This window comes from Rothia sp. HMSC075F09, assembly GCF_001810515.1.
GTDB lineage: Bacteria > Actinomycetota > Actinomycetes > Actinomycetales > Micrococcaceae > Rothia.
Genome location: NZ_KV801798.1, coordinates 1 through 23,464, shown reverse-complemented (window position 1 = coordinate 23,464; position 23,464 = coordinate 1). Strand labels below are relative to the sequence as shown.

The following is a 23,464-nucleotide window of genomic DNA, read 5'->3' as shown; positions in this document are numbered from 1 at the left end:
TAGCGCCCCGCACCAACCAGCAAACCCCGTTATCTAGACGTTCCCACAGAGGAGAACACCATGAGCCTCACACCGCTCACCATCGGCGACCGCGCCTTCACATCCCGCCTCATCATGGGCTCCGGAGGCGCAACCAGCATGGACCTGCTCGAGCAGGCGCTCATCGCCTCCGGCACCGAAATGACGACCGTTGCCATGCGCCGTCACGCCGCAGGCACCCCCATTTTTCCGCTTCTGCAGAAGCTCAATATTGCGCCGCTGCCCAATACCGCAGGGTGCCGCACCGCAGCTGATGCGGTGATGACCGCGATGCTCGCCCGTGAGGCGCTGGGCACTTCCTGGGTGAAGGTTGAGATTATCCACGACGAAGACACCCTGCTGCCGGACACCGTGGAGCTGCTGACCGCTTGCGAGCAGCTGGTGGCTGAGGATTTCACGGTGCTCGCGTACACCTCTGACGATCCGGTGGCTGCAGCTCGCCTGGAGGATGCGGGCGTTGCGGCGGTTATGCCGTTGGGCGCGCCGATTGGTACCGGTCTGGGCATTTTGAACCCGCACAATATTGAGCTGATTGCTTCTCGCGCGCAGGTTCCGGTGGTTCTGGATGCCGGCGTGGGTACCGCCTCCGACGCGGCGCTGGCGATGGAGCTGGGTTGTGATGCGGTGTTGTTGGCGTCGGCGGTGAATCGTGCTGAGGATCCGGTGGCGATGGCTCAGGCGATGAAGTTTGCGGTGCAGGCGGGCGCGTTGGCGCGTGAGGCCGGCCGTATTCCGGTGCGTGAGCACGCGAAGGCGTCGTCGCCGTCGGAGGGTTTTGTCTCGTGGATGTAAACCTTGCCCCTACCCCGGTGAATCCGGAGCATGCGCGCCTGGATCGCGAGCGCACGGACCGTCAGCGTCGCCTGCCGGGCTTTGATCAGGATGCGGTGGCGGCTGCCCGCGTGTTGGTAATTGGTGCTGGTGGTTTGGGTTGTCCGGTGGTGCAGGCGTTGGCGGCGGCTGGTGTGGGGTATCTGCATATTGTGGATTCTGATTCGGTGGAGCTGTCGAATATTCAGCGTCAGCCGCTTTTTGGTGTGCCTGATGTGGGTGAGCCGAAGGCGGAGGTTGCGGCGCGCCGTGCCCTGGAGCTGTGCCCGTCGTTGACGGTTGAGACAACGATTCGGCATGTGGATGCGTCCTGGATTTTGGATCTTTTCGCCGCCTCGGCACCGGATTGTGTGGTGGATTGTACGGATACATTTGCGTCGAAGTATCTGATTGCGGATGCCGCGCAGCTTGCGGGTCTGCCGCTGGTGTGGGGCACGGTTTTGCGTTTTGGCGGGTCGGTGAGTCTTTTTGAGCCGGATGGCGCGCATTTGCGTGATATTTTTCCGACGATTCCGCAGACGGTGGAGTCGTGTGCGCTTGCCGGGGTGTTGGGTGCGACAACAGCTGTGGTGGGTTCGCTGATGGCGACGGAGGTGCTCAAGTTTGTGAGTGGTTTGCCGACGGCGGCGGGTACTCTGCTGACGTATGATGCCTTGTCGGGTACGTGTACGTCGTTTGGGGCGGTGCCGGATCCGGCGCGTGTGGTGCCGGTGGATTTGTCGGCGCATGATGTTCCGCAGGTTCTGCTGGATGTGCGTGAGGTGCCCGAGCGTGAAGAGTCGGTGAAGCATGAGGGTTCGTTGCATCTGCCGCTATCGCAGCTGAGCGACGCTGAGGGGTCGCTGTTGCCGGCAACCGACGTGCCCGCGGAGCTGCTGAGCTTGTTTGAGTCGGTGCGTGATCAGCGTGTGGGCGTTTTCTGTGCCTCGGGTGCGCGAGCGCAGCGCTTTGTGCAGGCGTACGCGGAGCTGGCGGGCGAGTACGGGGTGCGCCTCACGGCACTGTAGAGATGGTTTCCCCATGTGCAGGGCGTAAAATCGTGTATAACACGGCGGCTCGTCGCGCGGTTTGTTCTGCCTAAAAACTGCCGCTGCCGCCTCCTGTTTTCGCACACTCACTCTAGGAGTTTTATGCTCACCGTCTCTACTGTGCCGCTTGTTTTGTGTACGGCACTTGTTGCGTTGACTTTGTTGATTAGCGGTATTGCTAAGGCGAAGGACCCGCAGAGTACCGTGACCGGTATTCAGAATCTTGGTTTGGAGAAGATCGCGCCGACCCGTGCGGTGTCGCTGATTTTGCCGTGGTTCGAGATCGCCCTAGCCGCCGTTCTGCTGCTGTCGCCGGTGCGTTTGCCTGCGGTGATTGCTTCAGGTTTGGCGCTGATTCTGATGCTGTTCTATACGGTGGTGATTGCGCGCGCGCTGGCGACGGGTCGTACTGCGGGTTGTAATTGTTTCGGTTCTGAGTCGAATGCGCCGGTGAGCCGTTACACGCTGGTCCGTAATATTGCGCTGCTGTTGGCGGCGGCTGGTGCGCATGCGAGCGCGTTGAGGGGCGGCACGGGCGTTGTGTCGACTCTGCTGGGTCTGGGTAATAGCGGCTGGACTTGGGTTTTTGGTGCGGCGCTGATTGCTGTGACGTTGGAGGCTGTTCGCCGCGGTGATGCTCTTGCGCAGCCGGAGCCGCAGGCTGAGGTGATTTTGCCGGAGCCGGTGTATGACGAGAACGGTGAGGAGCAGTATGTTCGCATGCCGATTCCGCATGCGGCGCTGTACCTGGAGAATGGCCGTCACACGAATATGCGTGCGTTGGCTAAGAATCAGGCGCGTGTGCTGGTGTTTGTGTCGGCGACCTGCGCTGGTTGTGTGAAGTTTTTGAAGACGATGGCTTCGTGGCAGGAGCGTCTGCCGCAGGTGGCGTTGCATCCGGTGTATTCGAGCCTGGAGTCGTTGCAGACCTCGCGTAATGCGGGTACGTTGCCGGAGGGTTTGACTCCGTTGATTGACCGTGAGGCGGGTTCGCGCGCGAATTTTGGTAATGGTGTGCCATTGGCTGTGGTTTTGGGTGCTGATGGTCTGATTGCTGGCGGCCCGGTGGCTGGTAATGAGCAGGTTGAGGCGCTGCTGACTGATATTGAGGAGCAGTTCGCTGAGGCTGCTCGTTTGGCTGAGGAGGAGCGTGAAGAGCAGATGCGTAAGGCGCTTGCTGAGGATACGTCGAATACTGGCGGCGACCACCTCTAACCGTCCCCTGTAGCTTCTCTGCTTTTCGTACTGTCCCGATAGCCCCATCCGGCTCTTACTGCCCTTACCCGCAGGTGCCGGGTGGGGCTATGCTAGAACGTAGCGCACACACCGCTTATATGCCGCGGTCACCTTGCCTGGTGGCGGTTGGCGCATCCTCAACCCTGTCTAAGGAGTTTTTATGGCAATGATGAGTTTCAACGCTCCGGGCGAGCGTGAGAAGTCCTTGTGGCTGGTCCGCAAGGAGAGCAACCCGAATCATTCTCAGTGGTACATTGACCGTTTTAAGGCGATGGAGGCTGAGGGTAATGATATGGCGGGTGAGTCTCGTCTGTTGAACGCTATGGCTTCTCGCGGTGCGAAGATTCTTGATGCGGGTTCGGGTCCCGGTCGTGTGGGTAAGCAGCTACACGCGTTGGGTCACCGTGTGACGGGTGTGGATATTGATCCTGAGCTGATTGAGGAGGCGCGCCGCGTCTGCCCGGATGCTACGTGGATTACTGCCGATTTGGTGGATTTGCCGGAGGTGCTGGGCATTGAGGGTGAGGCTACGGCGGAGAATGGTTTTGAGCTGCTGGTGTGTGCGGGTAATGTGATGGGTTTCTTGGCTCGTTCGACTCGTAAGCCGGTGGTGGAGAATTTCCGTCGCGTGTTGGCGCCGGGTGGCCGCGCTGTCGTGGGTTATGGTTCGGGTCCGGGCCGTGATTATGCGTTTGAGCAGTTTTTGGCGGATGCCCGCGAGGTTGGCCTGAACGTGGATAACACCTACTCTTCATGGCAGATGCACCCGTTTGTGGAGGGTTCTTCGGAGTTTTTGGTGGCGGTGCTGTCGCGCCCGGCGAACTAGGCTCGCATCTAAAACTGGGCGCAGTGCGTTTTGAGCTAGCGTGCAGTGCGTCTTGAGTTAGGCATACAAATGGCCCGGCGCCTACCCCGTGTGGGGTGGGTGCCGGGCCTTTGCGCGTCCTGAAGATGCGCATCCGAAAAGAAGCACCGTTGAAGAACGGGTGTTCTAGTGGATGAGGTAGATGGTGCGTGCGAGTTCTTCGGGCATGAAGGATGCGGCGAAGAGGATTGCCACGATGATGACGGCGAGTGCGGTCATAAGGCTGGAGCGCCAGCCGGGGTGCAGCTCGTTGAAGGTGATGAGTCCCTTGTGTTCTTTGTCCATGTTGACCACGTTAATCTGTTTGTAGATGGTGGTTTGGGCGGAGAGTTTGGAGGAGACTTCTCGCATGGTTTTGCCGTCCCAGACGCGGCCGTCGATGCGCATGAGCTGTTTGCCGTCTTTGTCGACGGCCCACATGGCGGGGAAGCTGCGGTAGCGTAGGCGGCCGGCGACGGTTTTGAGTTTCTGGCCGTAGGCTTTTTTGGGGTAGAGCTTTTCGGCGTAGATAGTGTGGTCGATATTTTCGAGGGGTACGGCGAACCAGCCGAAGGTGCGTGCGCGGAGCACGTGGGTTTTGGTGATGACGATGATGGTGGGTTTGAGGACTGAGTAGAGGTTTACGCCTGCGATGGTGCCGATGAGCAGTACGAGGATGGTGTACGGCAGGGCGGGTCGCTTGTAGAGGATGAAGGCGAGCGCGGCGAGGAGCACGATGGTGCCGGGGAGTGCCGCTTCGATGCGCCTGCCGTAGGAGCGCATGCGGGGGTGGAATAGTTCGTTGACTTCGCCGTATTTGGCGGGGACTTCGTGAGCGCGTTCTGCCATATACACAACTTTAGTGTGTGCGGTGCGTGAAACCTAGCGGACTACCTGCGTTACTCTGGTTCTATGCGTAATTTTTCTCCCGTGGAGCGGGTTCTGGCAATGTGGATGGTCGGTGTTGTGGTGGCGGTTTCTGTGGCTGCTGCGGCGCTGGTTATGACGAATAAGCTGGTGTATGGTCCGACGGGTCAGGTGCGGGAGTATTTTCATGCGTTGCGTACGGGTAATGGTTCGTATGCGCGTGGCCTGTTGGGTGCGCAGATTCCTGAGGGTGACGCCTCTTTATTGGATGGGGATGCTTTGAGGCGTTCGGTGTCTTCGTTGGGTGAGGTGTCGTATGAGGTGGTGGAGACCAGCGAGGATGGGGAGCATGCGACGGTGCGTGCGTCCTATACGTTGGAGGGTTCGCAGCAGCATACGGATTTTCGTTTGCACCGTTCGGGCACGCATTGGGGCTTTTTTGATAAGTGGGCTATTGATGAGGCGTCTTTGCCGTCGGTGAAGGTGAATATTCAGGGTGTGGAGGCTGCGACGATTAATAACCGTAAGGTTGCGGTGGATGATGGTGCGGCGTCATTCCCGGTGTTTTATCCGGGTGTGTATGCGGTGTCGTATGATTCGACGGTTTATACGGCGCAGAAGGTGAATGAGGTGGTGACTGCGCAGGATGCGAATCATGCGGTGCGTATGGAGTTGAAGCCGAGTGATAATGCGTTGTCGTCGGTGAAGGAGCAGGTGCAGGATCATTTGAAGAAGTGTACGCAGCAGAGCACTCTTTATCCGGGTGGGTGCCCTTTTGAGTATGCGTTTACGGGTCGTGTGGATTCTGAGGTGAAGTGGTCTGTGGTGAAGGTTGCGGATCCGCAGGTGAGTGTAAGTTCGGCGGGTGTGTGGTCGTTGAAGCCGATGTCGGGTACGGCGAAGGTGTCGTTTACTCAGTTGGATTTGTATACGGGTGAGCGTTCGCAGGTGCAGAAGGAGATTCCGTTTACGTTGAAGGCGTCGGTGGAGGCGGATGCGAAGGCGGTCCGAGTCTCCTTCTAAGAACGAACGACGAGAGCCAGTATGCTCTGAAGCGACATCAGGGTGCCCGAGCGAAGCGAGGGCGGGTTCCCCTGTAGGAGCGAAGAGCATACTGGCTCGTGGCTTATACGGGTTGAGAAAGGGCCGGTGTTATCCGTAGCGACATCAGGGTGTCCGAAGCGAAGCGAGGACGGGTGCCCCTGTAGGAGCGAGGATGACCCGGCCCTTTCGAGTCCCACAATCCTAAAAAGCACAAAGGGAACCGGCGCTATCCGTAGCGGTATCAGGGCGGCACAGCAGAAAAGGGTCAGTATTATCCGTAGCGACATCAGGGTGTCCGAGCGAAGCGAGGACGGGTGCCCCTGTAGGAGCGAGGATAATACTGACCCTTGATTCTTTTATAGATCCCTAGTTGATACCGCGAAGGTCCAGGACGAGTTCGCTTTCGTCTGCTTCGTCACCGGTCACGACGACGGGAATACCCCAGTCCTGCTGGTAGAGGTGGCATGCTGCATGCTCGGGGATGTCACCGCCGGGGGTGCCGTCGCAGGCGGCGGCGCGTGCGGTGATGTGCAGGACTGCCTCGGTGATTTCGGGGTTGAGTACGAGGGTGCGGGTCAGTCCGGTGGAGGTGCCGGCGCCTTCCAGGATGAAGTTCTCGGGGGTGGATGAGATCTTCAGCTGGGTGGGGTCGCCCCAGCGGGTGTCGAGCTTCTGGCCGGTGGGCACGGTGAATCGTGAGGTGAATTCGAGGGTGCCGCCGGTGAGCTTGGTGGAGGGGCGTGCGGTGGTGATGGCGCCTTCGTCGACGTGCTGTGCCTTGGCGGGGATGGAGGCGCGTACAAGCTGGTGGGCGTTGGTTTCGACGATGATGAGGCGCGGTTCTTCGCCGGGTACTTCTTCGACGAGCAGGTCGGAGGGCTCGTCGAGGCCGCGTTCGAGGGTGCCGAGGGTGCCGGTAACCGGGTCCCAGCGGCGGATGGCGCCGTTGTAGGTGTCGGCGACTGCGATAGATCCGTCGGGCAGTTCGGTCAGGCCGAGGGGGTGCTGCATGCGGGCGGTGTCGGAGTCGCCGTCGACGAAGCCGAAGTCGAACAGGCCCTTGCCGACGGCGGAGGTGACCTGTACGCCGTCTTCGGTGAAGGTGATGTGGCGCAGGCCGCTGGTTTCGGAGCATGCGACCCAGAGGCTACCGTCGCGTGCTTCGATGATGCCGGAGGGCTGGGCGAACCATGCGTCGGCGGCAGGGCCGTCGGCGAGGCCTTCGACGCCGGAGCCTGCGAAGATGCTGACGGTGCCGGTGACGGGTTCGTAGCCGAAGAGCTGGTGGGTGCCTGCCATGGCGATGATGAACTGGCCGGCTTCGCGGGAGTAGACGGCATCCCAGGGCGAGGAGAGCGCAATCTCGGTGGCGGGTACACCGGCGGGGATGTGGTTGGGGTCGCCGGTGATGGCGTTGTCGCCATCGATGACGCGCTGCACGCCGTTGCCTGCGAGGGTGCGTACTTCGCCGGTGCTCAGGTTGAGGGAGCGCAGGCGGTGGTTGACGGTGTCGGCGACGAGCACGTCGTAGCCGAGCTGTTCGCGCAGGTTTTCGGGTACGAGGGCGAGGCCGGCGGGCTCGTTGAAGCGTGCTTCGGTGCCGGTGCCGTCGACGTGGCCCTTGACGGGGTGGTTGATGGGGTCGTTGCCGCCGCCGTAGGTGTTGATGACGGTGTTGAGGTCGGCTGCTACCTGCAGGATGCGGTGGCGTGCGCTGTCTGCGACGAGGTAGGTGCGTTCGCGGTTGCCGAAGAGGTTTGCGGGGCCGAATTCGGCGGGCAGTTCGATGGCCTTGCCGGGGAAGGCGTAGGTGCCGGCTGCCTTGGGGCGGGGCACGTAGGGGCCGTCACCGCGGTGTAGGGTGCCCTTCGCCTCGTGCTCGGCGACGAGTTCGCGTACGAGGGAGGTGAGGCCCTGCACGTGGCCTTCGCCGGAGAGGTGGGCGACGATGTAGCCTTCGGGGTCGACGACGACGAGGGTGGGCCATGCGCGGGCGGTGTAGGCCTGCCAGGTGGTCAGTTCGGGGTCGTCAAGTACGGGGTGGGTGATGTGGTAGCGGTCGACGGCTGCGGCGAGCGCTACGGGGTCTGCTTCGTGTTCGAATTTGGGGCTGTGTACGCCGACGGTGACGAGCACGTCGGAGAATTCTTCTTCGAGAGGGCGTAGTTCGTCGAGGACGTGCAGGCAGTTGATGCAGCAGAGGGTCCAGAAGTCGAGAATAACGATTTTGCCGCGAAGGTCCTGCAGGGTGAGGTTCTTGTCGCCGGTGTTGAGCCAGGCGCGGCCTTCGAGTTCGCTGGCGCGCACGCGTACGCTGCGGGTGGTGTTCTCACTCATGGGTTCTCTCTCCTGTTGGGTGCGCCGTGTGTGGGCGCGTCGGTTTGCTGTCCCCATTATGCCAGCGTGGTGGGGGTGGTTCGCTGGGAGTTGAGCATTGTGAACGCGGGAGGTAACGGCTCGTCATATTACGTCATATTTGCGTGAGTTGAGGAGTGCGAAAGTGGTATGCACGGGTTTGGAAATCATTGCATCTCATTCATTCGCCATGCCCTCCGGTACCGATACGCCGGGGCACCCCCGAAATATTTAACTTAATAAGTTAAGCCTTACCTAACTATTGATTAATCTAACCCTTAATTTTTAGACTGGGAGGGTGCGATTTTTCGCACACCCTTCTGCGGGACTCGCCGACGACCCCGCCCCCACCCAAGGCCCGCCCTGCAGGCGGCGCCCCCCCCAAGAGAAAGGCCTCCCATGGTGCAACGTCAGCTCCCCAAGCCCAGCGAACTACTTGAATTTATGCAATTCAAGAAGCCCAGCCTCGACTTTGCAGGCAACCGCCTACAGAGCGCACTGACCATCTACGATTTGCGCCGCATCGCAAAGCGCCGCACACCAGCCGCCGCTTTCGACTACACGGACGGCGCCGCGGAAGGTGAACTGTCAATGACCCGCGCCCGCCAGGCCTTCGAGGATGTCGAGTTCCACCCGGGTATCCTGACGGATGTTTCCACCGTAGACACCACCACGAAGGTACTGGGTGGCACCTCCGCTCTACCCTTCGGTATCGCCCCCACGGGCTTTACACGCCTCATGCAGACCGAAGGCGAGATTGCCGGATCCGGCGCGGCGGGGGCAGCGGGCATCCCCTTCACCCTCTCAACCCTGGGTACAACCAGCATTGAGGATGTGCGCCGAGTCAACCCAAATGGCCGCCTGTGGTTCCAGCTGTACGTGATGCGTCAGCGTGAGATTTCCTACGGCTTGGTCGAGCGCGCCGCAAAGGCTGGCTACGATACGCTCTTCTTCACTGTAGATACGCCCATTGCGGGGGCGCGCCTGCGCGATAAGCGCAACGGCTTTTCCATTCCGCCCCAGCTTTCGCTGAAGACAGTGGCGAACGCGATTCCGCGCCCGTGGTGGTGGTATGACTTCCTCACCACGCCCAAATTGGAGTTCGCTTCACTCTCCTCGACAGGCGGCACGGTGGGCGAATTGCTGGACGCTGCCATGGATCCGTCCATCAATTACGAGGATCTTAAGGAAATCCGTGAGTTGTGGCCCGGCAAGATTGTCATTAAGGGCGTGCAAAACGTGGAGGATTCCAAGAAGCTGGCTGATTTAGGCGTGGACGGCATCCTACTGTCGAACCACGGCGGCCGCCAGTTGGACCGCGCTCCGGTTCCCTTCCACCTGCTCCCGGAAGTGGTTCGCGAGGTCGGCAAGGACACCGAAGTTATGGTGGATACCGGCATTATGAACGGCGCGGATGTGGTGGCCTCGCTGGCCTTGGGCGCCAAGTTCACGCTGATTGGCCGCGCCTACCTATACGGACTCATGGCGGGTGGCCGCCGCGGTGTGGATCGCACGATTGAGATCCTCTCGGAAGAGGTGCGCCGCACAATGCGCCTGCTACAGGTCAGTTGCGTTGAGGAACTCGAACCCAAGCATGTGACGCAATTGCGCCGCCTGCAACCCATTCCGAAGATTTAAACCTCTCCATCCCCGAGTGAGAAATAATTAAAGACGCCCCGCACGCATCACGTATAGATGCGCGCGGGGCGTTGGTATCCCTAGTGTGGTGGGCTGTTCTGCCCAGTGGGCAGGAGCTAGTTTTTACTTGGCGCCTGCAACCTCGGAGAGGTCACCAATCTTGGTGGGCTTGACCGGGGTCTTAGCGGTGCCGCTGAAGCCGTCGATACGGCCGGGTGCCTTCGGGGTTTCGATGGTGGAGACGTCAGTCGCCTGCTCAAAGGTCTTGGTGTTCAGCACGGATGCGGTGCCATCTGCATTGACAACGGTGTAGAGGTTGTCCTTGGGGTTGGTCTTGATCCAGGAGCCGTCCTCTTTCACGACGATGGTTGTACCGTTGGAGTCCATGCTGGTCCACACACCGTTATTCTGGATGCTGATGATAGCGCCGTCCTTGGATTCGAATGCAGCGAGTTCATCGGTGTAGTAGACGGTGCCATCGCTGGTCTGCACCTTCTTCACGCCGGACTGCTCCTTGAGCTGTTCCAGGGCTTTCTTGCTGGCGGTGTAGCCTGCGGAGGCTACCTGATTGGCGGATTCCTGACCCTTCTTGAGTGCTTCGGTTGCTTCGCTGGGCAGGTCGGTGGGAGTGCTGATGGTGCCCTGGGTGGTCTTAGTTTCTGCCTTGGTGGTTTCAGCTGCTGCGGAGGCGGTGCTCTTGGTGGTTGCTGCTGCGGAGGTGCTTGCGGGTGCCGAGGCAGTTGCGGAAGCGGTTGCAGAAGCGGACGCGCTTGCCGATGCGGAGGAGTTGGAGTTGGCGCCGGAGTTGCCGCCGCAGGCTGCGAGGCCGAGGGCACCGGCAATGGTCAGGGACAGAACAGCAATAGACTTCTTCACTGTATTTTCTCTTTCTGTATGCGCCGCTCTGCAACGGCGCAGTGCGTAGTGTGGTTGACCTGTACTCCGGTATGCCCGGTGTACGCCACCATGCTAGCACCGCGACCTGAAAGCTCCCTGAGATGGTGCGGTGCCCCCTCCCCCGCTTACGGGTCATCTCAGCTCTACTGGTCTTCTCAGCGCGGCTTGAAGACGCAAAAACGCCCCGCACGCATCACGTTCGGATGCGCACGGGGCGAACGGATCTAGCTAGTCGCCAGCTAAGCGGTGGATACGGTTAGTTCACAGCCATGCTAGTCGGCTTAACGGGGGTCTTCGGGGCGGGGAAATCTCCCACCGGAGCCGGGGTCTTGGGCACTTCCAGGGACTGGTAGTCGTCCGAAATCTCCGAGGTCTTAACGTTCATAATGGAAGCCGCGCCATTCTCATCAACGTTAATGATTTCACCGTTAGGCTTGACAGCGGCCCAGCCGCCCTTCTCAGTCACGGCGATAACCTCGCCTTCAGGGGTCACACGTACCCAGCTGCCGTCGTTCTCAATGCTGATGTAGCTACCGTTCTTAGCTTCGACAACAGCGATGCTTCCGTCAGGGTCAGCGTACACGTTACCTTCAGTGTTCGTAGTCCTCTTGGTGGAGTGATCTTTCTTAGCCTCTTCGACGGTTTCCTTGTAATGCTCGTAGACCTTCGGGCCGTAGCTACTATCGGTGGCGTCCGTGGGCATGGAGGAAGCACCCGACAAGCCACCCTTCTGGCTTTCGGATGCCTTAGCGGAGGAGCTCGAGCTATTTGCGTGTGCAGAAGCAGATGCACTTGCCGAAGTGGATGCTGAGGTAGCTGCCGAGGTGGTTGCAGTTGCGGACGCGTTGGAGGAGGCAGACGCGCTTGCCGAAGCGGACGCGCTCGCGGATGCACTCTGGCTTTCGGCGGGTGCCTTGGCGTTGGAGCTGCACGCGGCAAGACCGAAGGTTGCGGCGAGGCTCAGGGACAGAACAGCCATAGTTTTCTTCACTGTGTTCTCTTTTCTGGTAGATCCCCGTGCTATGCCGGGGAGACCTATAGTGTGGTTGTTTGTTGAGTGAGAGTTGAGTGAGAGCTAGATTCTGAGCGCCTCCCTAATCCTAACAACAGTTATGCGAAGCTTCCTATTTTCCCTAGGAGTTCAGCGCAACTTGAAGACGCAAAACGGCCCCGCACGCATCACGTTCGGATGCGCACGGGGCGTTTGTTATGCACTGGTCAGCTTATTACTTCTTGGGCTGAACGGGCTTGACGGGGGTGACCTTAGCCTGTGCGGGCTTTGCGGGAACCTTCGGAGCCTTCAGATCTGCCTTCTCGCCGCCAACGATGGAGGTTACTTCACCGGATGCGTCCACGGTTGCCTGCAGGCCGCTGTTAGCCTGGATGCTCCAGGAGCCGTCAGCCTTGACTGCAACCTGGCCGTTTGCGTCCTGGCGGCTCCAGGAGCCGTCAGCCTGTACAGCTACCTGACCTTCGTCGCCCTGAATGGACCAGCCGCCGTCCTCGGAAACGATAACGTCGCCCTCAACGGTGGAGGAGGATGCTGCGTTGCCCTCGGAGTCCTTGGACTCAGCCTTGGTGCCCTTTTCGTCGGACTCTACCTTGGAGGAGTTACCCTCGGAGTCCTTAGCGTCTACGGATGCCTTGCCGTCTGCGCCGACCTTCACGTCTGCGGAGTTGCCTTCGCCGTCGTTAGCCTTGACGGTGACGTTGCCGTCCTTGTCAACCTTCACATCTGCTGTAGCAGAAGCGGAAGCTGCAGAGGTGGTTGCCGCCGAGGATGCCTTAGCCGATGCGCTTGCAGATGCAGTTGCCGAAGCGGAAGCGGATGCGGATGCAGTGGCGGTGGTGGAAGAGGACTGGGAGCCACATGCGCTCAGGCCCAGTGCGCCTGCGAAAGCGATGGACAGAACCGCGGTGGTCTTCTTCATTGCGGGGGCGATTGCCATTGTTTCTCCTTGTGGTTGTTAGTATGGTGCGGCTAGTTGACGACGTATTCGCGTCGTGCGCAGAATCCTTGTGGGATTCCATAACGATTATCGGTGTAACCAACCGCGTTAATTCTATCGAGTTTGGGTGTGATTATCCGGGCGTGTGGGCGTTTATCCGCATTCTAGCGAGTGGGATAGCCTACGTTTTCACCCAGCTTGTCAGCCAGCTTCTTAGCGGCGGGGAGTGACGGGCTTGACGGGGTTAGCGACAGCACCGGCGGGCTTGAGGGGGACGCTGGGTACCTTAACCGCGCCTTTGCCGCCGGTCTGTTCCCAGGTGCCGTTAGCTTCTACCTCGATTACGCCGTTCTCGCCGGTCTGTTCCCAGGAGCCGTCAGCATCAACCTCAACGACGCCTCCATCGCCAACGCGCTCCCAGGAGCCGTCAGCTCGTACCTCGATGATGTCGCCGTTGGGGGCGTGGTAGGACCAGCCGCCGTCGGTCTTGATTTCGATGAGGGTGTAGCCGTTGGCTGCGCTGACGGTTCCGCTGTCGACGGTCACGGTGCCGTTACCGGAGCTGTTACCTGCGCCGTTGGAGCCGTTCTTGGCGGTGGTTTCACCGGCCTTTTCGTCGACCTTTGCGGAGGAGCCCGAGTTGTTCGATGCCGAGCTGCCATTGACGGTTGCGTTGCCGCTAACATCGGCGGTCACGCCGGTTCCGTTCGCGCCGTTGACGGTCACATTACCGTTGGCGTCTGCGGTGACCCCGGTACCATCAGCACCGCTGACGGTCACACCGTTTTCGGTGACGGTGACGGTGCCCTGGGAGCTGCTTGCGGTGGCGCTCGGGGAGGCTGCGTCGCTTGCCTTGACGGTGACCTTGCCGTTGCCCGCGTTGACTGCTGCGTCGGCGGTGGAGGATGCCTTAGCGGTCGCGGTGGCGGTGGGTGCCGGGTTGGAGGTGTTCTGTGTACCGCAGGCGCTCAGGCCGAGTGCTGCGATTGCTGCCAGGGACAGTGCTGCCGCGCCGGTGCGGAAGCGACGGTTGGTGGCCTGTGCGGAAGTGTGCAGTGCGGGGCGTGCCATGAGGTGGTTCTCCTTGTGCATCCCGGAGGGTCAATCGTCCGGGGTTTGTATGGTTGATTTTCCGGTTGGGTGGGGCCGCCGTGTATGGTGTGTGGCTTTTCCTTCGCCGGTGATTCCAGCTTAGGGTGTGAGTCTAAGATTGAGCTTTAGTTTGCTGTGTTTAAGCTGTGTCCAAACGGGGATGTATAAGTATTTTTCCCAGCGGGGTTTGATAATCGCGATTTTTCGCTCAGCTCATGCATAGCTTTCTGCTTAAATGTATAAATTTTCTTTATTTTTTCTGTAGCCCATCATAGCTTCCCCTGTGAAACCGAGCTACTTTCTGTATCTTATGCTCGAGTTAAGGGTTAGGGTCTTGAAGACCCACCTTGTGCACGCTCCCTGCCTTGCGCACGCTCCCCGCCGCACGTGCCCTCCCAGCCCTCCAGACGCGCCCCCTCCCCCAGCACCCCATACCCCTATCGTCAAGAGAGCATCTGGGCATACTAAAAGACCCCCACCATATTGGTGGGGGTCTTTAGCAGATTCAAAGTCTCAAGAATTACTTCTTCTTAGCGACTGCTGCCTTCAGCTTGGAGCCTGCGGTCAGCTTCACGCCGTGACCGGCGGGAATCTGGATGGTTTCGCCGGTCTGCGGGTTACGGCCGGTACGAGCTGCACGGTCGGTGCGCTCGATTGCCATCCAACCGGGGATGGTGATCTTCTCGCCCTTGGAGACGGAAGACTCGAAAACCTGGAACACTGCGTCGAGGACTGCGTTTACAGTTGCCTGGCTCTTGCCAGACTTCTCTGCAACCTCTGCAACGAGTTCGGTACGGTTCTTAGCCATTAGGGTGCCCCTTCCAGAGACTTAAGGTTTGAGTCTAAAGCGAGTGACCGTCGGTAACGACGGAAAACCGTTTAGGAACTAAAATACCAGATTTACCAGCTGGACTTGGTGATACCGGGCAGCTCGCCACGGTGTGCCATCTCGCGGAAGCGCACGCGGGAGATACCGAACTTCTGGAAGGTACCGCGGGGGCGGCCGTCGATCTGGTCGCGGTTACGCACGCGAACGGGGGAAGCGTTGCGGGGCAGCTTCTGCAGTGCCACGCGTGCTGCTTCGCGCTCCTCGGGGGTAGCGTTCTCGTCGATTAGGGTCTTCTTCAGCGCGATACGCTTCTCGTTGTAGCGAGCGACGATGACCTTGCGCTGCTCGTTGCGAGCGATCTTGGACTTCTTAGCCATTCTTAGCGCTCCTCTCGGAAGTCAACGTGCTTGCGAACGACGGGGTCGTACTTCTTCAGCACCATACGGTCGGGGTTGTTGCGGCGGTTCTTACGGGTCACGTAGGTGTAACCGGTGCCAGCAGTGGACTTGAGCTTGATGATAGGACGGAGGTCCTTAGCCTTGGATGCCATTTACTAGATCTTCTCCCCGCGTGCGATGATTTCTGCAACAACGGCATCGATGCCACGAGCATCGATAACCTTGATGCCCTTAGCGGACACGTTCAGGGTTACCTTACGACGCAGCGAAGGAACCCAGTAGGTCTTCTTCTGAACGTTCGGGTCGAATCGACGCTTGTTGCGGCGATGCGAGTGCGAAATGCTGTGTCCAAAGCCGGGAACAGCTCCGGTCACCTGGCAGACTGCTGCCATGTTTCACTCCTTTATTGATTGACTTTTATGACGGTACGCAGTCGATGTTACTCGTGAGCGTCCCGCCACCAATGTAGAAGCACCGGGTTATTCGCCGGGCTAGAGTGTTTGAGATCGTCACGTGGGTGAGAGGCCACGCATCGATCCCCGCCGCGGGAAAAACGGTGAAGCTTATTAGTGTCGAGAGGCGTTTCCACCACTACGAACAGCGTTAAATTCTAGGTAAATACGGGGGTTCGTGCAAGCCTGCACGCCGGATTTTGCCTTAAAAATCCGCGGAATCTCGGTGTTCTGAGCCAATTGCATCTCGTTTAAGCGAAGTGCTCGATTCGCGGATGCACGCCTGCCTTCGAGCGGCAAACATACCTATCCATTCTATCAAAAATGGGTGTTTTTGCAAGTCCAGATGTTTTTAAGGAATTCTTTAACGCCCCTAGTCAGGCGTTAATGCGCCTTTTTAAGAACGGATGTTCTCTATGTGACCGGGGATAAATTACACCGGTGAAATTCATGTTGTGAGATTAACAGCTTAAGCCGGATTTAAGCCTTAAACAGCCCCGCGCCACCGCTTCTTGCGGTGTGCGCAGGGCTATTAAACGGGCTTAAATACGCGTTTAAAGAGCTTTTAACTCTCGTTTTAACGCTTCCGCCCCGGTTTTAAAGGGCGGTTTAAGGGGTCGCAACGGTACGGGTAACGGCGGATTTACCGTTCCAGTTACGGCGTAGATGCAGGCACAAATACGGTACAGATACCGCGCAGGACACTCCCCCGGCGTACAGTTTTACGCCGTACCGTGAGCCACCGCGCCCCTAGTTCTTCAGCCTAGTTCTTAAGACTTGCCGCGGGCACCCACTGCGGGTACTTGGGGCTCACACCGTCCCCGGAGCTTGTTCCCTTTAGACGGCGGCCAATCCACGGCAGGGCAAACTCACGGACCCAGCGTGCCTCCTGCTCGATCTTCTCGCGGGCGGTCAGCTGCACCTCCGGGGGCAGTACCGATTCGGTGATCACACCGGGCAGGCCGAGCTGCGCCAGTACGCGAGATGCGAAGCGTTCGTGGCCGAGGTCGTTCATGTGCAGGCGGTCGTCAGCCCACAGACGCCAATCAAGGAAGTCGTTCCAGCGCCAGTAGTCGATAATGTGCACGCCGTGGTCCTCAGCGATACCACGCAGTAGCTCGTTGTAGGTGGCGGTACGGCCGCGGGTACGGGCGAAGGGGCCCTGGCCCTGTACATCCAGGCCGGTTACGGTAAGCACTTCGATTCCTTCGCCGCGCAGGGTGGCGAAGGCTTCGTCTACGTGAGTCATGAGCTGGTCAATATCCACGTTGGGTCGCATGATGTCATTGCCGCCACCGTAGAAGGTGACAATGTTGGGGCAGAGGTCCAGGGCTCGAGGCAGCTGTTCATCCAGGATGGGACCGAGCAGGCGGCCGCGGATAGCAAGGTTTGCGTACTGCGCCTGCGGGTCTACTGCACCGATGCCTTCGGCAACGCGGTCTGCCCAGCCGCGCAGGCTGTTAGGGCGGCGGCGGTCAACGTCGCCCACACCTTCGGTGAAGGAGTCGCCGATTGCCACGTAGCGTACTGATTCACCGTTGAGCTTGCCGTTGGAGTCTAGGAGCGGGGTCGTCATTGTGTTCTTCTTTCCGGGCCTCTATAGAGAATGACCCTTCTGTGGAAGAAGCCGGCACACCCGCGCGGTGTACCGGCTTCTTCGCTTAGCTTTCGGTGCGTCCTACTTTCCAGTATCCCACTGTTATGGGCGCTTCATCAGATATGAGCGGGGGTTTCTTAGGATGCGACAGCTGAACCGGCAACGGTGGACGCACTCCGGGGATGCGGAACAACCACGACGCTGCCGTCGTTAAACGGATCGGCGACCTCTGCTTTCAGACCGAAAATGGTGTGCAGGTTCTCACGGGTGAGCACGTCGTGTGCTTCGCCTTGAGCGACGATGGAGCCGTCCTTCATCGCGACGAGGTAATCGGCGACTCGGGCGGCGAGGTTCAACTCGTGCAGCACCATGATCATGGTGGTGCCGCGTTGCTCGTTGAGGTCCGAGAGTAGGTCGAGTAGCTCCACCTGGTGTGCCAGGTCGAGGTACGTGGTCGGCTCGTCCAGCAGTAGGATGTCGGTTTCTTGGGCGAGCGCCATGGCAATCCAGACGCGCTGACGTTGGCCGCCAGAGAGTTCGGTGACCTGTCGTTCGGCGAGGGACATGGTGTCGGTGGCTTCTAGTGCCCAGGCGACCGCCTCATCATCTTCGGCGCTATTGCGTTTGAAGAGTCCCTGGTAGGGGTAGCGTCCTCGGGAGACGAGGTCGGCTACGGTAATTCCTTCGGGGGCGATGGGATGCTGGGGCATGAGCCCAACCATGCGGGCGAAGCCCTTCATGGAGTATTCGTGGGTGGGTTTGCCGTCGAGGGTGAAGTCGCCGTTGAGCGGCTTGAGTAGTCGGGAGACACCGCGTAGCAGGGTGGATTTACCGCAGCCGTTGGGGCCGATGATGGCGGTAACTTTGCCCTTCGGGAATTCGAGGGAGAGGTCTTTGACGATGGTGGTTTCGCCGTAGCCGAGGCTGACGTTCTCTACTTTGAGGGTGCGTTCGGTGATTTCTTTCATGGCGTCCTTTCTTCTCTAAGGCTTTTCCCGGGAGCCTCCTAACTTAGCCTATCCTAATTTCGGGTCAGAATATAGCGAATCCCCCGAACCGTTCACACTTCTGTAGAACAGCACGGGGGATCCGCTATATCGGCGAACTTTAGAAGTTCACTTTTCCGTTGACGAGCCAGCCGCCTTCCGCTGCACGCTGGAAGACTTCCTGAGCCATGGTGCGGCTGTAGGTCTTGGAGACATGGTTGTCATCGATGTAGACGTAGATGTTTCCAACCACGGGGCTGCACATGCCGTCCGGGCAGTACACGTCCTTCAGGTCCACCATGACGGCACCCTGGTTGCGGTACTTGTCGAAGATTTCCTTTGCAGGGTTTTCTGCGGCGTACTTGTCGCTTGCGGGTCGTGCGCAGGAGCTCTTGTCGGCGCCGGCCTTCTGAGCGCATTCGTAGATGTTGTACTCGAAGCGCGGGTTATCGCGCAGGCCAATGACCTGGACTCCTGCTTCGGTGAGGCGGCGGACCGTCTCATCGAGGCTCGGGTCGACTCGTTCGTCGTTCGAGCGTGCCTGGGCAACGGTGGCGATGAGCACCACGGTCTGCGGCTTACGCTTGAGAATTTCCTCGGTCATCTTGGTGTTGAATTCCGAGCATTCGTTGCTGGCGTTGACGGCGCGGACCGGGTACTGGCAGCCACCGAGCAGGTAGGTCTGCAGGTTGGTTTTGGTCTGTTCTGCGATGGGCTTGAAGATGCTCAGCGCCTGTTCGGCGTGGGAGTTACCGATGACCATGGTCAGCGGTGCGTCCTCGGGTCCGTACTTCTGCAGGCTGCAGTACTTGGCGAGTGCCGGGTCGGAGGGCGCGAAGCTGCCAACGCAGGGGTCGCTCAGTCCGTCGAACTGGGTTTTGACGTCACCACCGGAGGGGATGGGGTTGTCAATGAGTCCCTGCTGGGCGCCGCCGATAGCGCGGGCGCCGGGGTAGTTTTCGCTGGCGGTCTGTACCTGCAGTTCGGCGTTCTGCTCGGACTGGGTGTTGCGGTAGCCTACCCATGCCTGTGCGGCTACCAGGGGTACACCTGCGACCAGGAAGATCGCGAGGATGAAGGCGAGCTGGTCTGCCCAGGTCTTGACCGAGAAGATGGTCTTGAAGCGCATCTTCATCATGAGCCAGGGTACGAAGGGGTCCTTGCGGTAGCGCAGCGGCTTCTCGACGAAGCGGATGAGCAACCATGCCAGGCCGATGGAGGTAAGGATGATGACAGCACCTTCGATGAAGTTCACGCGGGAGGTACCGACGGCGCTGCTGTAGAGGATGAGGATGGGCCAGTGCACCAGGTACAGGGCGTAGGAGATGTTGCCGAGGTTCTGCAGGGGTGCGGAGACCAGCAGTCGATCGATGCCCCAGCGGCTGTTGGTGCGGCCTGCCATGATGACGAGGGCGCCGGAGAGCACGGGCCAGAGCGCCAGGTAGCCGGGGAAGGCTCGTTCGACGGGCAGGATTGCACCGCAGGTGACCAGGCCGATGATGCCGACCCAGCCCATGACGACTCGCGCCTTTTCGGGCGCCTTCCATTTGAGGGTGAGCATCGCCAGCAGGGTGCCGATGGCGAATTCCCACAGGCGGGTGCGGGTGTCGAAGTAGGCGAATCCCTGGTTGGTGTCGGTTTCGACGATGGAGAAGGTCAGGGATGCTACGAATACCGTGTTGAAGATGAATACCGCGGTGGTGAAAAGGTTCCCGCGGAATCGGTGCACGACGTAGGCTACTGCGGCGAAGAGCAGGGGCCAGATGATGAAGATCTGCCCCTGGATGGAGAGCGACCAGAAGTGCTGGAAGGGTGACTTCACGGAAGCGTTTTGGGCGTAGTAGTCCACGGAGCTGAACGCGAGGTTCCAGTTCTGGAAGTAGAACAGGGAGCTCGTTGCGTCGGTGACGGTTTGCGACCAGCGGCTGGGCGCGAGCACGAAGAAGGACGCAATCGTGGTACACGCGATAACCACGGTGGCTACGGGTAGCAGTCGCTGGAAGACGTGCATCCAGTAGCTGAAGAGATTGAGGGGTTTGCCTTCGTTGATCTTACGCATGAAGGAGAGCGAGAGCAGGAAGGCGGAGATGAAGAGGAAGACATCCACACCGCCGGAGACTTTGCCGACCCAGACGTGGTAGAGCACCACGAGGAGCACGGCGAAGGCTCGCAGGCCCTGAATTTCAGGGCGGAATCCTCGCGATTCGATGAACTCTTCGAGGGGGTAGTCGCTGGCTTCGCGTGCTTTGATGCTGCGCGGGGCGGTGGTGTAGGTTCCCTGCGAGGCGGGAGCCTGCGGGGTTCCGGAGGTTTCAGACATTCTCGGTTCCTCAGGATGGATGTCGATGTGCTAGTGCGGGTCCCTTAGACACTACAGGACACTCGTACAATAAAATCCTGATCCGCACCTCTGCTATGAGGCTGGTGCGAACCAGGATTTTTCTGAGCCCCCTACCGGATTCGAACCGGTGACCCTCTGTTTACAAGACAGATGCTCTGGCCAACTGAGCTAAGGAGGCAACTTGTCCAGTGTACCTTATTCTGGTGGTTGAATCTGCTTAGTTGTTCTTTGGCGGTTTGATGCGTTCGTTTCCTTCGTTTTACCCCTTCCGAATACCTCGGCTACAGGGGCTCCCGGGCACCTTGTCCAGCACTTTGCCGAGTCTTCTTCCTGCCCCTCACGTTCCTTTACTCGTTCTTTAGAGCTTCAGATGCATACGGAAAAACCCGGTAGCCTCGCGCGGAGGTTACCGGGTTTTTCTATCGAAGAGGTTACTTCTTCTTAGCTTCGATCTTTTCCTTCAGGAAGGTGCTGAAGTCGTTGCTGGTGTACTGGTCGCCATCAACGAAGACGGTGGGGGTACCCTGAATGCCGTTCTTTGCGGATTCAGCGTTGACCACGTCCACGAAGGGGCGCCACTTGCCGTCGTTCATATCGGAGCCGATGGAGGCGTGGTACTTCGAAGCAATGTCGGCAATCTGCTGGTTGTTCATGTCGCCGCTGCCCTGGTGGGTGAAGATCTCACGCTGGTAGTTCAGGAAGTCGTGGGTGCTGACCTGGTTTGCCACGGAGTATGCCGCTGCCGCGTTACGTGCGGAGTATGCGGTGGGCGAGGTACGGTCCAGGAAGGTCAAGTTGCGGATTTCCAGGGTGATGGTGCCGTCTTCGACGAGCTTCTGGATTTCTTCGCCGTACTTCTTCTCGAACTCTGCACAGTGCACGCAGTTGTAGTCCTGGAAGATGGTCACGCGAACGGGCTGGCCGTTCTTGGATGCCTCTTCAGCGGTCTGCACGCCCGGGGGCAGGGTGTTGACTGCTGCTGCGGTTCCGTTGACCATGGGGGTCACGGAGGAGGTCGAGGTTGCGAGCTGCTTGAAGTCGCGGGTCTCCTGGGTGGAGGAGTTTTTGACGATTCCGTCCTTGGTCAGCACAATGCCACCGTATTCGTTGGCGCTGGCGGGCACGGGGCCGCTTTCTGCTACCTTGGTGTTCTTGTTGCCGTTGATTACGACGAAACCGATGATACCTACGATGACGAGGACCACGGCGAGTACGCCGAGCTGGAGCCAGCGGCGGCTTGCCTGGCTGGGACTCTTCTTGGCCTGCTGGGCCGCAATCTGGCGGGCTTTTTCGCGGGCGTCGGTCGACATGCCTGCTCCTTTGGTTGGGAATATGGGTGGCGGTTCGTCCACTTCTTCTAGCCTACTCCTTATGGAGTACGCACCCATCAGGGCAGAGGTTCAGAGTGCCAGTGCTCGTCTGAGCTCGGCGCCTTCTGATCTCTGCCGGGCGTTCTAAAGCTCAGCTTCCTGCTACGTATAGCAGCTGAAAGGTATGTCGAGCAGTTCCTATCATGTGGATAGGTTCTGTCTTTTCTCTAGTGTGGATGTACCGCGCTACCCGTCTAGCCTACCGAATGGGTGCCTTATCGGCTAGTTAATACTCTGACTGAGATACTGTGATGTCTATTCTCACGCTCTCAGCTTATTTTCCTCGTAAACTTTCGTAGCTCTGGGAGGTTCCTCCCCTGCCACAAGTAGCGCACAAGTATAGCGCCGAGGCACCCATCCGGTTCAGCTCATTACCGTTAGGGAATGTTGTAGACTTCCACTCCCCCAATGAAGGGGCGGGTGTTGTAGTTACCATTCCACTTCACGCTCAGGCCGTGCTTCTCCAGTACGGGAATAACCGTCTCTCGCAGCAACTGTGCGGAGAGCTTCTCGTGAAGGGCCCTAATCTCTTCCTTCTGCGCATCGCTCAGGGTATTCCATTTTTCTTCGTCCCTGGGGTAAGCGAGGAAGGAACCGAAACCGATGTAGGTTCCGCCGCTCTCAGCGAGGCTTTCAGTGTCCTGCTCATGGAAGTAGATGTATCCCTTCCATTCACGGCTATCATCCATTTCGTCCCAGATTTCTGCGGATGCGCAGGTACCGCAGCAGGTGAAGTTCTGTCGTGCAATGACTCCTTCTTCTTCCAGCGCTGCGAAGGCACGGTTGAGGTTGGAGTTCTTCTGCATTTCGGGGGTAATGCCCAGCTCAGCAGCAAAGGCACGACGACGCTTGATGAGCTCTTCCACGTAGTCCTCTACGCGCTTCTCCCAGAGCTTGCTGTCTTCGTTCTCCCCATCGTATTCCAGACCGAGTACGTCCATCACATAATCGGTAATGGTTTCTACGTACTGTTCGGTATCAGATTCACCCATGAACAGCAGGGGCCAGATGGGCCAGAGCAGTTCGGCTTCGTCTTCTTCGTCCAGTCCCCATTCTTTGGGGAAGGGCGGGTCGAGGCGTTCTTCGCTCCAGCGTTCGTAGATGCTCTTCTCATCAGCCATGATGATGCTCCTTTGCGTGTTCTCTATTCGCTCGGGTAGAGATGTGGATTGCTCTTGTTGTTAAGGTACCAAGAGTTTCTCCACCGTGCCCTCTGCTTCGTCATTCAGGCGGATCTGTGAACTCCCCATCTCGTCGCCCCTGCATCAAGGCTGGCAGGCTGTCTAGGTTGCGTCCCCTGTTCCTCTGCTTCTCAGCTGAGTCTCTAAACCTCTGCATCTCTGATGAGTTAGGTTTCTTTCGTCCAGGAGTTTTCATTCTAAGAGTTTTTGGGTACACAAAAAGAGGGGAAGACCTATAAGGTCTTCCCCTCTTGAATAAAAAACCCGCGGCGACCTACTCTCCCACACCCACAAAAGTGCAGTACCATCGGCGCAAAGAGTCTTAGCTTCTGGGTTCGGAATGGAACCAGGCGTTTCCCTCTTGCTATAACCACGGAAAATCTAGCGAATAACTTCGTTATTCAAAATTTCCGAATAAAAAGCCTCAACTTCCCGAAGGAAGCCCAGGGTTATTATCTAAAAACCATACAGTGAACGCAAACAACAAACA

General features: G+C 59.0%; 21 protein-coding genes, 1 tRNA gene and 1 rRNA gene. 6 read left to right on the top strand and 17 right to left on the bottom strand.

Translation table 11 applies throughout. From position 1 onward, the window contains the following. The first annotated feature begins 60 nt into the window (after positions 1-60). From HMPREF2749_RS07560 to HMPREF2749_RS07545, 4 genes are all read left to right on the top strand, one after another. Positions 61-831 (top strand): thiazole synthase, encoded by a 771-nt coding sequence (locus HMPREF2749_RS07560; protein ID WP_070593955.1) that lies wholly within the window; start codon positions 61-63, stop codon positions 829-831. Then, the gene (locus HMPREF2749_RS07555) at positions 822-1,877 is read left to right on the top strand and encodes a HesA/MoeB/ThiF family protein (protein ID WP_070593953.1); all 1,056 of its coding nucleotides are present in this window, start codon (positions 822-824) and stop codon (positions 1,875-1,877) included. The genes HMPREF2749_RS07560 and HMPREF2749_RS07555 overlap by 10 nt, the downstream gene beginning before the upstream one ends. Before the next feature lie 123 nt (positions 1,878-2,000). Beyond that, positions 2,001-3,113: a MauE/DoxX family redox-associated membrane protein gene (locus tag HMPREF2749_RS07550; RefSeq protein WP_070593951.1), complete on the top strand. Its 1,113-nt coding sequence runs from the start codon at positions 2,001-2,003 to the stop codon at positions 3,111-3,113. Positions 3,114-3,294: 181 nt separating this feature from the next. Beyond that, a complete protein-coding gene (locus HMPREF2749_RS07545) occupies positions 3,295-3,960 on the top strand; it encodes a class I SAM-dependent methyltransferase (protein ID WP_070593949.1) in 666 nt (221 codons plus the stop codon). Between the two features lie 165 nt (positions 3,961-4,125). On the opposite strand, the gene HMPREF2749_RS07540 is transcribed toward HMPREF2749_RS07545, so the two are convergent. After that, positions 4,126-4,827, bottom strand: a complete 702-nt coding sequence (locus tag HMPREF2749_RS07540; RefSeq protein WP_070593947.1) for a hypothetical protein — start codon at positions 4,825-4,827, stop codon at positions 4,126-4,128. A gap of 63 nt (positions 4,828-4,890) precedes the next feature. On the opposite strand from HMPREF2749_RS07540, the gene HMPREF2749_RS07535 reads away from it, so the two are divergent. After that, positions 4,891-5,868, top strand: a complete 978-nt coding sequence (locus HMPREF2749_RS07535; protein WP_049352213.1) for a hypothetical protein — start codon at positions 4,891-4,893, stop codon at positions 5,866-5,868. 387 nt (positions 5,869-6,255) lie between these two features. Here HMPREF2749_RS07535 and HMPREF2749_RS07530 read toward each other — a convergent pair whose 3' ends face one another. Further along, entirely contained in the window at positions 6,256-8,226 is a 1,971-nt protein-coding gene (locus HMPREF2749_RS07530) for an NHL domain-containing thioredoxin family protein (protein ID WP_049352216.1), read from the bottom strand. A gap of 417 nt (positions 8,227-8,643) precedes the next feature. Between HMPREF2749_RS07530 and HMPREF2749_RS07525 the strand changes: the two genes are divergently transcribed. After that, positions 8,644-9,882, top strand: coding sequence for an alpha-hydroxy acid oxidase (locus tag HMPREF2749_RS07525; protein ID WP_049340534.1), 1,239 nt, complete (start codon positions 8,644-8,646; stop codon positions 9,880-9,882). A gap of 123 nt (positions 9,883-10,005) precedes the next feature. On the opposite strand, the gene HMPREF2749_RS07520 is transcribed toward HMPREF2749_RS07525, so the two are convergent. From HMPREF2749_RS07520 to rrf, 15 genes are all read right to left on the bottom strand, one after another. Then, a complete protein-coding gene (locus tag HMPREF2749_RS07520; protein WP_049340532.1) occupies positions 10,006-10,758 on the bottom strand; it encodes a hypothetical protein in 753 nt (250 codons plus the stop codon). A 277-nt stretch (positions 10,759-11,035) separates the two neighbouring features. Then, a complete protein-coding gene (locus tag HMPREF2749_RS07515) occupies positions 11,036-11,758 on the bottom strand; it encodes a transcriptional regulator (RefSeq protein WP_239663439.1) in 723 nt (240 codons plus the stop codon). 247 nt (positions 11,759-12,005) lie between these two features. Beyond that, positions 12,006-12,728, bottom strand: a complete 723-nt coding sequence (locus tag HMPREF2749_RS07510; RefSeq protein WP_049354943.1) for a hypothetical protein — start codon at positions 12,726-12,728, stop codon at positions 12,006-12,008. 213 nt (positions 12,729-12,941) lie between these two features. Next, positions 12,942-13,799: a hypothetical protein gene (locus tag HMPREF2749_RS07500; protein WP_049350546.1), complete on the bottom strand. Its 858-nt coding sequence runs from the start codon at positions 13,797-13,799 to the stop codon at positions 12,942-12,944. A 541-nt stretch (positions 13,800-14,340) separates the two neighbouring features. Then, positions 14,341-14,628 (bottom strand): HU family DNA-binding protein, encoded by a 288-nt coding sequence (locus HMPREF2749_RS07495; protein ID WP_005506733.1) that lies wholly within the window; start codon positions 14,626-14,628, stop codon positions 14,341-14,343. Positions 14,629-14,720: 92 nt separating this feature from the next. Then, positions 14,721-15,026: a 30S ribosomal protein S14 gene (gene rpsN / locus HMPREF2749_RS07490; protein WP_005506731.1), complete on the bottom strand. Its 306-nt coding sequence runs from the start codon at positions 15,024-15,026 to the stop codon at positions 14,721-14,723. A 2-nt stretch (positions 15,027-15,028) separates the two neighbouring features. Beyond that, positions 15,029-15,199, bottom strand: a complete 171-nt coding sequence (gene rpmG / locus HMPREF2749_RS07485; RefSeq protein WP_004005967.1) for a 50S ribosomal protein L33 — start codon at positions 15,197-15,199, stop codon at positions 15,029-15,031. 3 nt (positions 15,200-15,202) lie between these two features. Then, positions 15,203-15,439: a 50S ribosomal protein L28 gene (gene rpmB / locus HMPREF2749_RS07480; protein WP_004005966.1), complete on the bottom strand. Its 237-nt coding sequence runs from the start codon at positions 15,437-15,439 to the stop codon at positions 15,203-15,205. Positions 15,440-16,262: 823 nt separating this feature from the next. Then, complete coding sequence (locus HMPREF2749_RS07475) at positions 16,263-17,075, bottom strand: SGNH/GDSL hydrolase family protein (RefSeq protein ID WP_049340523.1); 813 nt, start codon at positions 17,073-17,075, stop codon at positions 16,263-16,265. 158 nt (positions 17,076-17,233) lie between these two features. Continuing rightward, positions 17,234-18,064 (bottom strand): ABC transporter ATP-binding protein, encoded by an 831-nt coding sequence (locus HMPREF2749_RS07470; protein ID WP_049340521.1) that lies wholly within the window; start codon positions 18,062-18,064, stop codon positions 17,234-17,236. Positions 18,065-18,203: 139 nt separating this feature from the next. Next, positions 18,204-20,402, bottom strand: a complete 2,199-nt coding sequence (locus tag HMPREF2749_RS07465; protein WP_049346886.1) for an acyltransferase family protein — start codon at positions 20,400-20,402, stop codon at positions 18,204-18,206. Positions 20,403-20,527: 125 nt separating this feature from the next. After that, a tRNA-Thr gene (locus HMPREF2749_RS07460) sits at positions 20,528-20,601 on the bottom strand. 253 nt (positions 20,602-20,854) lie between these two features. Continuing rightward, positions 20,855-21,733 (bottom strand): DsbA family protein, encoded by an 879-nt coding sequence (locus tag HMPREF2749_RS07455; RefSeq protein ID WP_049346887.1) that lies wholly within the window; start codon positions 21,731-21,733, stop codon positions 20,855-20,857. A 437-nt stretch (positions 21,734-22,170) separates the two neighbouring features. Further along, positions 22,171-22,914 (bottom strand): DUF6891 domain-containing protein, encoded by a 744-nt coding sequence (locus HMPREF2749_RS07450; RefSeq protein WP_012904151.1) that lies wholly within the window; start codon positions 22,912-22,914, stop codon positions 22,171-22,173. A 321-nt stretch (positions 22,915-23,235) separates the two neighbouring features. After that, positions 23,236-23,352 (bottom strand): 5S ribosomal RNA (gene rrf, locus HMPREF2749_RS07445). Positions 23,353-23,464: the final 112 nt, after the last annotated feature.

Coding starts and splice junctions, on each gene's coding strand:
- rpsN (WP_005506731.1), bottom strand. CDS start 15,026: ATGGCTAAGAAGTCCAAGATCGCTCGCAACGAGCAGCGCAAGGTCATC.
- HMPREF2749_RS07475 (WP_049340523.1), bottom strand. CDS start 17,075: ATGACGACCCCGCTCCTAGACTCCAACGGCAAGCTCAACGGTGAATCA.
- HMPREF2749_RS07540 (WP_070593947.1), bottom strand. CDS start 4,827: ATGGCAGAACGCGCTCACGAAGTCCCCGCCAAATACGGCGAAGTCAAC.
- HMPREF2749_RS07515 (WP_239663439.1), bottom strand. CDS start 11,758: ATGGCTGTTCTGTCCCTGAGCCTCGCCGCAACCTTCGGTCTTGCCGCG.
- HMPREF2749_RS07550 (WP_070593951.1), top strand. CDS start 2,001: ATGCTCACCGTCTCTACTGTGCCGCTTGTTTTGTGTACGGCACTTGTT.
- HMPREF2749_RS07560 (WP_070593955.1), top strand. CDS start 61: ATGAGCCTCACACCGCTCACCATCGGCGACCGCGCCTTCACATCCCGC.
- HMPREF2749_RS07455 (WP_049346887.1), bottom strand. CDS start 21,733: ATGTCGACCGACGCCCGCGAAAAAGCCCGCCAGATTGCGGCCCAGCAG.
- rpmB (WP_004005966.1), bottom strand. CDS start 15,439: ATGGCAGCAGTCTGCCAGGTGACCGGAGCTGTTCCCGGCTTTGGACAC.
- HMPREF2749_RS07465 (WP_049346886.1), bottom strand. CDS start 20,402: ATGTCTGAAACCTCCGGAACCCCGCAGGCTCCCGCCTCGCAGGGAACC.
- HMPREF2749_RS07535 (WP_049352213.1), top strand. CDS start 4,891: ATGCGTAATTTTTCTCCCGTGGAGCGGGTTCTGGCAATGTGGATGGTC.
- HMPREF2749_RS07545 (WP_070593949.1), top strand. CDS start 3,295: ATGGCAATGATGAGTTTCAACGCTCCGGGCGAGCGTGAGAAGTCCTTG.
- HMPREF2749_RS07500 (WP_049350546.1), bottom strand. CDS start 13,799: ATGGCACGCCCCGCACTGCACACTTCCGCACAGGCCACCAACCGTCGC.
- rpmG (WP_004005967.1), bottom strand. CDS start 15,199: ATGGCATCCAAGGCTAAGGACCTCCGTCCTATCATCAAGCTCAAGTCC.
- HMPREF2749_RS07470 (WP_049340521.1), bottom strand. CDS start 18,064: ATGAAAGAAATCACCGAACGCACCCTCAAAGTAGAGAACGTCAGCCTC.
- HMPREF2749_RS07530 (WP_049352216.1), bottom strand. CDS start 8,226: ATGAGTGAGAACACCACCCGCAGCGTACGCGTGCGCGCCAGCGAACTC.
- HMPREF2749_RS07510 (WP_049354943.1), bottom strand. CDS start 12,728: ATGGCAATCGCCCCCGCAATGAAGAAGACCACCGCGGTTCTGTCCATC.
- HMPREF2749_RS07495 (WP_005506733.1), bottom strand. CDS start 14,628: ATGGCTAAGAACCGTACCGAACTCGTTGCAGAGGTTGCAGAGAAGTCT.
- HMPREF2749_RS07450 (WP_012904151.1), bottom strand. CDS start 22,914: ATGGCTGATGAGAAGAGCATCTACGAACGCTGGAGCGAAGAACGCCTC.
- HMPREF2749_RS07525 (WP_049340534.1), top strand. CDS start 8,644: ATGGTGCAACGTCAGCTCCCCAAGCCCAGCGAACTACTTGAATTTATG.